The sequence below is a fragment of the Lutispora thermophila DSM 19022 genome, from assembly GCF_900142105.1.
Lineage (GTDB): Bacteria > Bacillota > Clostridia > Lutisporales > Lutisporaceae > Lutispora > Lutispora thermophila.
Genome location: NZ_FQZS01000008.1, coordinates 1 through 12,257 on the forward strand (window position 1 = coordinate 1; position 12,257 = coordinate 12,257).

Here is a 12,257-nt window from a genome sequence, read left to right on the forward strand (position 1 = left end):
AAGTATCTATAAAAGGTATATGCTAGTACAATAAATTCTATTGAACCGCCGTATACCGAACGGTACGTACGGTGGTGTGAGAGGTCGGTAGGTGAAATAATCACCTACCTCCTACTCGATTTTTTCTCTTTAAATAATAAAATACAGGAAGGCCCACCAAAGCTATACATATCCCGATTATTGAGTTTAATGGCTCAGATATTATGGTGCTGTATATGATATAGATTCCTCCCAGTATTCCCACAATAGGAGTTATGGGATAGAGAGGTACTTTATAGGGCCTTCTGTCTACAGGCACCCTTTTTCTCAATATGAATATGCTAAATACACCCATTACAAAGAATATCCAAAGAACAAATACCAGCAAATCCGTCAGAGTGTTGAAGGTTCCTGAAAAAATATAAGCTATAGCTATAATACCCTCAATTATAAGGGCGTTGGCAGGGGTCCCGAAGCTTTCATGTATCTTTGCCAGAAAATCTGAGCAGGGAAGCTGTTTTCTTTCTCCCATGGCAAGGGGCACACGAGCGCCTGTCATTATATAGCCGTTCATGGCACCAAATACAGATATCATAATACCTGCCGTTATCAATGAAGCGCCTGCGTTTCCGAATATCTCAATGGCAATATCAGATACAGGTCTGGTTGATGCAGCGATTTTTTCTATTGGCATTACATTGAGCATTGCGATGTTCATCAAGGCATATATTAATGTAACCGTTGAAACTCCCAAAACTATGGCTCTAGGCATTTCTTTTGCAGGGTTTTTAAGCTCTCCTGCCATGTTTGTAACACCCAGCCAACCGTCATAGGCCCACAAGGTGCCCAGTATTGCAGCTCCAAAACCGACTCCTTCTGTTATTACAGGTATAGATCGGAAATCATGGGCTGTCCCCTTTATCAAACCAAAAATGACAATCCCTGCAATGGGAATGAGCTTTCCTATAGTTGATATGACTTGAATAATTCCACCGTATTTTGTGGATATTATGTTCATTATTATCACAAATACCAATATAGCAATTGCCAATAATTTCTGCTGAAATTCAGTCATGGGTATAAAGAATGCGGAGTAAGTGGCAAAGGCTATTGCCAATGCTGCCCCTGAAGCGGGATAGGATATTACTGTCTGGACCCAGCCCAACATGAATCCCCATACTTCTCCGTATAATTCTTCAAGATAAACATATAGGCCTCCTGTCTTTGGAATGGAGGATGCAACTTCTCCCACTGTAAGGGCTGAAGCTAATGTTATAACACCTCCGGCAATCCAGGCCAGCACTCCCATCATTGGTGAGCCTGCATTGCTGAACACAATTCCAGGTTTGAGAAATATGCCGGAGCCTATTATCATGCCCACTACTAATGCTATTGCCTCCATAAATGTTACTGATTTCTTTAGGTTTTCTTCCATTGTTTCATCTCCTACGCAAGGATTATGCCTGCAATAATTAAAATTTTAAACATTATATGATTAGTATTAGTTGTGAAGATGCAACATATGCAATGCTCCAATTGTAGGAGAAAATTACAGTTTTATTTTTAGCTTTTGAAGAATTCATTCTATATTGACATCTGGTAAAATTACTAATATACTATATTAGTAATTTAGTAAATAAATACATGAATAGAACAGTAATTAGGTTAGTATTTGGAGGTAGAAATTATGAAGATACCAACAAACTTGAAGCATAAACCTGTCATAGTATCAGAAAACTATGAAAATGTAGATGGAAGATATGCATATAACACAGATGCCAAGGGCTTGTCATTGGGATTGGCCCAGTGGAACGACAGAGGAAAGGTAGATATTTCGGCCAAGGTATGGAGATACACTGGTGAGAAATGGTCAAGACAGTCTGAAGAATTGCCCTTGCATAGAGTATTAGATTTAGCAATACTCGTTTGCAGAGCAAAGCTGTATTTCAGGGAAGCTTATCGCTATGAGAAGTTATATGATCAGGAAAACCCTGTAATAGACAGGGTTGGACTCCAGGGAGATGCCATGACGGTGGCTGTATGCACAGACAACGAGAAGATTGATGAAGATATTAAGCTCTTCAGTCAGGCATTGAGCAATGATGATGAACTCATAAGCGAGAGGTTGTTCACTTTATCGAGAATATTGAAAGAGATGGGGTATTAGTTAATGACTGATGAAAAGAAAAAAGTAAATATTTCACAATTTTTGGATCAGGAGGGTAAAATAAAGCAGTGGCCTGCAGCCAGCAAGACTAAGATAGCTGTAGTAGGCTACTTGGCCGATAAATTTGAAAGGGACAGAATCTATAATGAAAAGGAGGTCAATGAGATAATAAATAAATGGCATACCTTCAATGATTATTTTTTACTGAGAAGGTCCCTCATTGATTATAAGTATATGGGGAGAACCCCTAACGGAGCAGAATATTGGGTTACATCCAAGGATGAAGAAGGTGAAAACTGATGGACAGAAAGAAGGAGCTTAAGGAATGGTATAAACAGATGAAGCCTGATATGGGTATATTTATGATACGATGCAAAGCAAATAACAAATGCTATATTCAGGCAACTCCTGACTTGAGAGGTGTGATGAACGGCACTAAAGTTAGGTTGGGAGCTAATATGCATCCTTGCAGGGAATTGCAGAAGGAATGGAATGAATACGGTCAAGAGAATTTTGTTGTTGAGATACTTGAACATCTTGAGTATGACAAGGATGAAACCAAGACGGATTATAAGGATGAGTTGGTGTTGTTGCATATGATTTGGGAAGAGAAACTGATTAATGAAGGCATGGAGCTATATAGGAAATAGGAAAGAAGGTTTGATAGATGATCATTATCAAAGAAGTAAATTTGGGTATGTTGTATTAAAGTATCGAGATGGCTATAACAAACACATTATCATATCTTTCCAAAGGAGTCTAATATGTATAGATTGAATATAGTCGATGAAGAAATATTACAAAATGTCTCTAATTTTAGTGTTTATGCAAGAGGTGTTAATTACTATCAAAGAGGCATGGTGAAAAATTTATATTTTGATGAGGAAGAAATGGTTCTTCAGGCTGATGTGCTGGGAAATGAAGAATACAGGGTGACAATTGAGTTTTTATATGACGGCAGTTTAGGTGAGTGCCATTGTGATTGCCCTGCATTTGATGAGTATCAAGGGATATGCAAGCACATAGTAGCTGTTCTTAAAGCAGCTCAGAATAGCTTTGGCAAAGGTAAAAAAATAGATGAGAAAAGTAATATTTCAAATAAGGAGATATTCGATTTCTTTGAATCTATACATGCTTCGTTACCATTGAGAGAAATAAAGTTGGAAGTTATTTTGGAAATAGGACATGGTTTCAAAAGAAATTTTATTTCAATGGAACTTCGAATAGGAGAAGACAGATTATATGTTGTCAAAAATATCAAGGATTTTATTGAGAGAATCTACCGGAGAAAAGTAATAACCTTTGGCAAAAACTTTACATTTAATCCTAGGGAGCATTGCTTTTCAGAAGCAGATAATGCAATTATCAAATTAGCAATAGAGCTCTATGAAAATGAGCAAGCGGCTATCGCTATAAATCCCTATTCATATAACAATGTCAGCAGCTTTAAAGGAAAAAAGCTTTATATATCCGATGCCATCTTGATGAGACTTTTTGATATACTGAAGACTAAACCCTTTACATTTAGGTTTGCTGATAGGGAGATGAAGAGTGTTAAGATAATTGAGGATGATATTCCTGTTAAATTTAGGCTTAATGCCAAGGGTGATAATCTGGCATTAGAAATGGATATAAAAGGGTTATTATATCCTCTTACTCGTGGAGGAGAGTATTTTTTCCATGAAGGAAACATATATAAACCTTCTGAAAAGCAGAGGCAGTCATTTATTCCATTTTTTAAATACATGATAGTAAAACAAAAAGAGGAATTAATATTTTCTTCAAATGAGAAGGAAAGATTCATTTCAGAAGTTCTGCCCTATTTGAGAAATGCGGGAGAAGTCTCTATAGATCCGAAGCTGGAGAAGAATTTCTATCAGCAGGAATTGTTATCCAAAGTATATTTTGACAAGCTGGATAAAGGAATTTCAGCAAGAGTGGAGTTTTGCTATGGAGAGGATACAATAGACCCATTTATTTTAAGAAAAGACATTTCGTCAAATGGCAGGATACTCATAAGGGATGTGGAAAAGGAAAGAACAATAATTGGACTTCTGGAAAAGGCAGAATTCAAAATAATGAAAGATAAAGTCTATCTTGAAGAAGAAGAGAAGATATTTTACTTTTTAAAGGATATACTTCCTGAACTGCAACAGTTGTCAGAGGTGTACTATTCAGATGCCTTTAAAAGGATGACCATAAAGGACCCCCGTTCCTTTTCAGGGCGTGTAAGGCTCAATGAGAAATGGGATTTGCTTGAGTTTTCATTTAGTTTTGAGGGCGTAGATAGGGATGAGCTGGAAGATTTGTTCAATTCCATAAAAGAAAAAAAGAAATATCATCGATTAAAAGACGGCTCCTTTGTGCCTCTTGAATCTTCCGAGATTATAGAAATATCAGAATTAATAGAGCATCTTCATATATCAGGCAGTGAGCTCAGAAATGAAACTTTGGAATTGTCCAAATATAGAGCTTTATACTTAGATAAAAAGCTTCGTGAAGCCAATTTGACAAATGTGGAGAGGAATATGCCTTTCAAGCAAATGGTGCAGAATATCCTGGAGCCTAAGGATATGGATTTCCAAATTCCAAGAGATCTGGAAGGGGTGCTCAGGGATTACCAAAAAGTGGGGTACAGGTGGCTTAAAACCCTTGCGGTTTATGGTATGGGTGGAATTCTGGCAGACGACATGGGATTGGGCAAGACTTTGGAGGCTTTGGCATTTATGGCATCGGAGAAAAATCAAAACCATAAACCTGTACTTGTTGTAGCTCCTACTTCTCTCATATATAACTGGAAGGCAGAGGGGGAAAAGTTTGTACCATATATGAGGGTTACTGTCGTAACAGGTTCACCTAAAGACAGGCTGAAGCTTTTGAAGGATGCAGACAGCGCTGATATCATTGTTACCTCATATCCTCTCATCCGGAGAGATATAGATTTATACAGGGATATGGAGTTTTCTTATTGTTTTTTGGATGAAGCCCAGCATATCAAGAATCCTGACTCTATAAACGCTAAGTCTGTGAAAAGCATAAAGGCAAAAGTTTTCTTCGCACTGACCGGAACACCTATTGAAAACTCGTTGACGGAACTGTGGTCCATATTTGATTTTATAATGCCTGGCTATCTGCTATCCCACAACAAGTTTGTAAATAAGTATGAGAAGCCTATAGTAAGAGAAAAAGATGAAAAAGCATTGAAAGAACTGAATAAGCAAATCAGTCCTTTTATACTGAGAAGAATGAAGAAGGATGTGCTGAAAGAACTGCCGGAGAAGATAGAAAGCAATATGATTTCAGAGTTGACGGAGGAGCAGAAGAAAATCTATTTGGCATATCTACAACAGGCCAGAGGGGAGATATCCAAGGAAATAGACAGTGTTGGCTTTGAAAAAAGTCAGATAAAAATACTGGCGGCCCTAACAAGGTTAAGGCAGATATGCTGTCATCCAGGGCTTTTTATTGATGGTTATAGAGGAGGAAGCGGAAAGTTGGAGATGTTGGAAGAATTGATTGGAACCGCTTTAGAAAGTGGGCACAGGATTCTGCTATTTTCCCAATTTGCTTCCATGCTGCATATCATTAAGAGTTATCTGGAGAAAGAGAAGATAGATCATTTTCATTTGGATGGAACCACAAAGCCGGAGCTTAGGGAAAGAATGGTGCAATCTTTCAACAAAGGCCAAGGAAAGGTTTTCCTCATATCACTGAAAGCCGGAGGGACAGGGCTTAATCTTACAGGAGCAGACATGGTTATTCATTATGATCCTTGGTGGAACCCTGCTGTGGAGGACCAAGCCACAGACAGAGCTTACAGAATCGGACAGAAAAATGTTGTTCAGGTTATAAAGCTTATTACTCGTGGAACCATAGAAGAAAAGGTATATGAACTGCAGCAGAAGAAAAAAGAAATGATAGAAGCGGTGATTCAGCCTGGGGAAACAATGATTACTAAGATGAACCAGCAGGAAATAATGGATCTGTTCACTCTATAGGTAAATGGTATAAGAAATATTGTATTGATAGAAAAGCAGGAAATAATGCCGTAAGAAATGTAGCAGCTATTCTGGTAACATAATAAGGTATCAATATAGTATAGTTTCAATTAAGAGAAAAAACAGAGATGCTTCATGGTGGAATTTTGCTTATGGAAGCTCAACTTAGGAGTCAGATATTATATTATTAATATATTTTGTATACATGACAATTTCCATATATAAAGGTATAATATAAAATAATTATGCCTATGGGGCTGAATGTATATTACATAGAGTGAGAGTGGGAGATAGATATGGATACATTTGTTTTTGGACACAAGAACCCGGATACGGACTCGGTGGCTTCAGCCATTGCCTTATCTTACTTAAAAAATGGGACAGGCTATGATACCATGCCGGGTGTACTGGGAGAGTTAAACAATGAATCAAAATTTGTATTGAGTTATTTTAATATACCGGAACCTCAACTTATCAATAATGTAAAGACTCAAGTGATGGATTTGGATTATGAGAGAATAGAGCCCATACCCCTAAATACATCAATCCGACAAGCATATAGAATAATGGATGAAAACAATATAAAAACCCTTCCCATAGTTGATGAACATAATCATTTGTTAGGTATAATTACAATGAAGGATATTGCCATGGGTCTAATAAAAGGTGACTTTTATAGCCTTGACACCTATTTGGATAATATAGTAAAGGATTTGGATGGTGAGATTCTGTCCAAGGGTAATGATAGAGTAAAGGGAAGAATTAGGGTGCTGGCTTTATATGAAGAGTCCCTAAGAGGAATTATTCAAAAAGGAGACATAATAATAGTCGGGGATCGGTATGCGGTTATTGAACAAGCTATAAGAGCGGATGTACAGCTAATCTTGATCACTGGCAATAAGAAGATACCTCAAAAATATATAGATGAGGCTAGTGCTAAATCAATAGGAATAGTAAAGGTTCCAATGGATACATATACTGTGTCTAAGCTAATATGTCAGTGCAACACTGTAGAATCCATAATGAAGTCTAAAAATATAATAAAATTTTATGAAAAAGAATATCTGGAAGACATACAAGAAGAAATGATCCATACGAACTACAGGTACTTTCCTGTAGTTGATGAAAATCAGCTTTTTTTGGGGTTCATAGGAAGAAAACATATAATGACCCCAAATAAAAAGAAGGTTATATTGGTAGACCATAATGAATATGATCAGAGTGTTGAAGGCTTACATGAAGCGGAAATATTGGAAATAGTTGATCACCATAAGATAGGAGATATATCTACATCAATGCCCATAAGTTTCAGAAATATGCCTGTAGGAAGCACCTGCACCATAGTTTATAATATGTTCAGGGAAATTGGAATAGAAATTCCCTATGATATAGCTGGATTGATGCTATCGGGAATCATATCGGATACATTGCTTTTTAAGTCACCGACAACAACAAATATGGACAGGAAAGCAGCAGATGAATTAAATGAAATTGTGAGGTTGGATTTAGAGTCCTATTCCATGAATATGTTCAGGGCAGGGACTTCTTTGGAAGGCTATAGCATAGGAGAGATATTCTACAGGGATTTTAAGGATTTCCATATGGAAATGGGAAGAGTAGGTATAGGGCAAGTGTTTACTCTGGATATTGATAGTGTATTCAGCCGCAAGGAGGAATTTATTAATTTTATTGATAAGGTTTACACAGATAAAGAATATTATCTTACCCTTCTATTGATTACTGATATAATAAAGGAAGGTTCCTATCTCTTATTTAGGAGCTCAAACTCAAGTATTATAACATTATCCTTTAATGTAGAAGCATGTCAAGGAGTGTTTGTAAAGGATTTGGTATCAAGGAAGAAACAGGTTATACCTAGGATTGCTGAGGCTATGAGAATGTTGAAATAGTGAATTTCTATCCATTACATTTCTGCATAAAAGAGTATAATAATAAATAAGGCGTGACTAGGAGGTGACGTTTATGGAAGAAATAAGAAACAAGAAGGGTTTCATATGTGATATGGATGGTGTTATATATCATGGAGATTCTCTTCTTCCGGGAGCAAAGGAGTTTGTAGAGTGGCTAAAAGCTGAAAATAAAGAGTTTCTTTTTCTCACAAACAATGCTTCAAAAACTCCAAGGGAGTTGAAGCAGAAGCTGGAAAGGTTAGATATATATGTTGATGAGAAGCATTTTTATACAAGTGCACTGGCAACTGCGTATTTTTTGAAAACTCAGGCACCGGGTTGCAGTGTATATGTAATAGGTGATGCGGGGCTTTACAATGCATTATATAATGTAGATATAACCATAAATGATGTAAATCCTGATTATGTAGTGGTAGGTGAAACAAGAAGCTACAACTACGACAGTCTATTAAGAGCTGTGAAGCTGGTGAATAACGGAGCAAGGCTTATTGGAACAAATTATGATATGACAGGTCCTTCAGAAGATGGAATAATTCCAGCAACTCGAGCTCTTATTTCCCCCATTGAAATGGCAACAGGGAAGCATGCTTATTTTGTCGGAAAACCTAATCCTCTTATGATGAGAACGGGCCTAAAGCTCTTAGGCTGCAAAAGCGAAGATACGGTTATAATAGGAGACAGGATGGATACGGACATAATATCCGGTATAGAGGCAGAAATTGATACCGTATTGGTGCTGAGCGGAGTCAGCAATGAAAATACACCCTACGAGTTTGCATACAGACCTAAATATATATTGCAAGGAGTAGGAGATATATTAGGTTAAAGCTGTAAAGATGTAGAAACGAAGAGACCATATATGGTCTCTTTATTTTTGCGTGCGTCCAGCAAAGCTGGACCACATTTATCGGTGAAAGTACATAAGGGGCTAATATTCCAAGAGACGCATCAGTTTCCATCTAAGAAAGCTATGCAAAAGATAGGTGATATTATTAAATCGTATTCAACAATAGGACAAATTTGCCACCGGATGTACAGCTGATGGTAAAGGTTCTCAATCGAAAGATAATTGGAATGAGGAATTACTATGGATTGAAGAATGCTGGAAAATATCTGAACAAGATAGGTTGGTATATCATTAAGAAGATTACATTATGATATAACCATAAAAGGCAGAATAAAAGACGGCATGCTCACATTTAAGAAATTCGGCAAATGATTTACAGAAATGGCTTACAAAACCTTGTGGTTTGATGAATGCTGAAGGAAGAAGAATATGGGAAAAAAATTAATTTTTTCACTGACCTACTCTACAAATGTCAACAGGTTGTGGGAAAGATATAATTTTGGTTATTTTTACTTATAAGGGAATAAATGTAATAATATGCATTAGGAACTTAAATTCAACAAATGGATAAAATCATTCAAGATACTATTATACCTGTGAAATAAAATATCCATTTGTATTTTAAAGGAAACAAATGATTAAAGAGGAAGAGGGATCAAAATGAAAAAGAAAAAAGATTATGAAATTTTGTCTTTATTTTTAGCTTTTACAATCATTTTCAGTATCGTAACCACGGGGCTTATAACCGCATATGCAATGGAGGAGGCCTCAGAAAGCTACCAGATTGCAACTGCTGAAAATGGCGAGGGCATAACCGTTGGAGAATTGTCTCCGGAAAACACAGTTGCAGATGCGGTATATGCTGTTGATGGTTCTGGTGATGATCCAAAGGGAATTATCACAGTTTTTGAAGAGCTTGTGGATGATATCCGCTGGCAAAATACCAGAAACCCAATACTTCCCGAAACAGTGAAGGGTACTGTGAAAGGCAGGACTACGGATATATCCGTAACCTGGTAAGCTGACCATGATTATGACCCAGACAATCCCGAATCAGGGATTTATGTGTTTACCGCAAAGGTAGGAGAGAGTTGTATTCTTGCTGATGATGTGGAACTTCCTCGCATAACGGTATACATTCCAAAAGAAAAGAAAATGATGTTGTTTATGGCGGGCTCCGCCTCCCAGAGGGACCCTCTTGTAATCACCACAGGGGCCCAACTCTCTGAGATTGCCAACTTGGTCAATATGGGTAGGCTGGAAAGCTTTATACTCAATGATAGCAGTGCTACAGTTTATTTGAAGTTGGGAAATGACATAGACCTTTCCGCTTATAGCACAGGTGAGGGTTGGATGCCCATTGGAACGAGTAGTAAGCCATTCAAGGGTCACTTTGATGGCAACAACAAAAGTATAACCGGATTGAAGGTTAACCGTCCCTGGTATGATTACATGGGTTTGTTCGGATGTATCGATGGTAGAACGGTAAAAAATGTAAGTTTAACCAGTGTGAACATATATGGTAAAAATTATGTCGGCGGCCTGGGGGGAAAAACAAGCGGTACAGTGCAGTGTTGCTATGCCGATGGTGTTGTCAACGGCAGCGGTAATTCAACCACCGGACGTGTAGCCGGCAATTGGGAAGTAGATGTCTGGGATAGCAGCATAGCCTGGATTTTTGAGAAAGACAAGCTTCCAATTCTCCGTAATCTACCCGGGCAGTCCGGCAATGGAAGCCTGTACCTGACTAAGAGGGACATTACAAGGGCTGAAGTGGAAACTACAAACAAGCAGCCGGTGAACATTTCCGGTATAACCATGACAGGAGGAGTATATAACGGTAAATCCTATGGCTATAAGGGAACACCGGTATTCAATCTAGTCTCCGATGGTTCGTCGATAAATATAGAAAACTTTACGGTGCTGTACCAATCCACAGATGGTGGAGGCTATTCATCACCAACGGCTCCTACCGATGCAGGAGAATATTTGCTGACTATCTCCATACCGGAGGGAGATGACATACATTATACAGGCAGCCAAAGCTACTTCTTCAGTATCCAAAAGCGTTCGGTGACCGTCAAGGCTAATGATATGACCATGACCGCTGGGGAAAGATTGCCCAGTTTTACCTATACAGTGAAAGGAGAACTCAAGGGTGATACTGAGCTGGTGGGAATACCTGCACTTATATGTAAGGCAGATGGAAGTACAGAAGGCACCATAATGAGGATTGTGCTCAAAGTGGAAAAGGCCCCCAATGCCTCAGGAGAATTAGATGTGATAAGCAACAGCATCTATGACCCGGTAACAGGAAGAATTGGCTTTACCACAAAGCATTTCTCCCTGTATGCTGTAGGCTACAACAAGGTAAACTTCAAGGATGTGGCAGAAAATGCATGGTACAGCAAGGCTGTCACTTTTATATCCACAAGGAGGATAAGTACAGGCACGGGAGACGGCAACTTCAATGCCGGAGCAAATCTGACCCGAGGGCAATTCATGGTAATGCTCATGAAGGCATATGGAATAGCTCCTGATATAGACATTAAAGACAATTTTGAGGACGTAGGAGATACCTATTACACCGGCTATCTTGCAACGGCAAAACGGTTAAACATAGCCAGAGGTATTGGAAATAACATGTTCGGGCCGGAAAAAGAAATTACTCATCAAGAAATGGCAACTCTGCTGTACAATGGACTGAAAGCCATAGGAAGATTGCCGGAAAGGACTGACAGCAGATACATATCATCCTTTGATGATGCAAACAGTGTTGCACCATGGACCTATGAGGCCATGAAGCATCTTGTGGAAGTGGGAATCATGAGAGGAAACGAAGGCAGACTCAACCCCAATGGTATGACTACCAGAGGGGAAATGGCCCAAGTGCTATATAATCTGCTTATGAGATAGGCAGGTAAAATCAACCTTTGAAAACTCGGTTGGTGACTGGAATTAAGAAAGGATGATGTAGCTATGTTCAATTAGCTGTATCATCCTTTTTGTATGTTTTTTTATGAAATCACTTAAAATGAAGGGATAGTATTATATGAGAGATATGGGGAAGTGGTAAAAATTAATTTCCCAACTCTTCCTCATCAAGTTTATCCACAACTATTGTATTGTTTTCTGACTATATGATGAGAGGTGACTTTTATTGGAAAAATAAGATAATGAAGGATTCCTGAGTAACAAAACCTATGAAGCAACCTTTTTTGTTATATTTTAATATATAAAAAAGGAAAAATAGGAAAAATGTCGAAGTAGATGGATATGTATAAAAATTAGCAAATGCAGAATATAAACAATATTTATGCAACAATCTGTGCAAC

9 protein-coding genes are annotated in these 12,257 nt (G+C 38.0%); 8 read left to right on the forward strand and 1 reads right to left on the reverse strand.

What is annotated here, in order from left to right; genetic code table 11:
- Positions 1-100: 100 nt before the first annotated feature.
- Positions 101-1,414: an APC family permease gene (locus tag BUB48_RS06710; protein ID WP_073025483.1), complete on the reverse strand. Its 1,314-nt coding sequence runs from the start codon at positions 1,412-1,414 to the stop codon at positions 101-103.
- Positions 1,415-1,666: 252 nt separating this feature from the next.
- Here BUB48_RS06710 and BUB48_RS06715 point away from each other — a divergent pair, with 252 nt between their 5' ends.
- The 8 genes from BUB48_RS06715 (at position 1,667) to BUB48_RS18510 (ending at position 11,838) form a co-directional block, all read left to right on the forward strand.
- Positions 1,667-2,146: a DUF6530 family protein gene (locus tag BUB48_RS06715; RefSeq protein ID WP_073025484.1), complete on the forward strand. Its 480-nt coding sequence runs from the start codon at positions 1,667-1,669 to the stop codon at positions 2,144-2,146.
- 3 nt (positions 2,147-2,149) lie between these two features.
- Positions 2,150-2,446 (forward strand): DUF2087 domain-containing protein, encoded by a 297-nt coding sequence (locus tag BUB48_RS06720; RefSeq protein ID WP_073025485.1) that lies wholly within the window; start codon positions 2,150-2,152, stop codon positions 2,444-2,446.
- Complete coding sequence (locus BUB48_RS06725) at positions 2,446-2,796, forward strand: GIY-YIG nuclease family protein (protein ID WP_073025486.1); 351 nt, start codon at positions 2,446-2,448, stop codon at positions 2,794-2,796. The genes BUB48_RS06720 and BUB48_RS06725 overlap by 1 nt, the downstream gene beginning before the upstream one ends.
- Positions 2,797-2,910: 114 nt before the next feature.
- On the forward strand, positions 2,911-6,144 hold the full coding sequence (locus BUB48_RS06730) for a DEAD/DEAH box helicase (protein ID WP_073025487.1): 3,234 nt from the start codon (positions 2,911-2,913) through the stop codon (positions 6,142-6,144).
- Positions 6,145-6,440: 296 nt separating this feature from the next.
- Positions 6,441-8,054, forward strand: coding sequence for a putative manganese-dependent inorganic diphosphatase (locus BUB48_RS06735; protein ID WP_073025488.1), 1,614 nt, complete (start codon positions 6,441-6,443; stop codon positions 8,052-8,054).
- Between the two features lie 73 nt (positions 8,055-8,127).
- Positions 8,128-8,901, forward strand: coding sequence for an HAD-IIA family hydrolase (locus BUB48_RS06740; protein WP_073025489.1), 774 nt, complete (start codon positions 8,128-8,130; stop codon positions 8,899-8,901).
- Positions 8,902-9,582: 681 nt separating this feature from the next.
- Positions 9,583-9,942 carry a hypothetical protein gene (locus tag BUB48_RS06750; protein ID WP_073025491.1) on the forward strand — a complete coding sequence of 120 codons (360 nt, stop codon included), beginning with the start codon at positions 9,583-9,585 and terminating at the stop codon, positions 9,940-9,942.
- Between the two features lie 45 nt (positions 9,943-9,987).
- The gene (locus BUB48_RS18510) at positions 9,988-11,838 is read left to right on the forward strand and encodes an S-layer homology domain-containing protein (protein WP_073025492.1); all 1,851 of its coding nucleotides are present in this window, start codon (positions 9,988-9,990) and stop codon (positions 11,836-11,838) included.
- Positions 11,839-12,257: the final 419 nt, after the last annotated feature.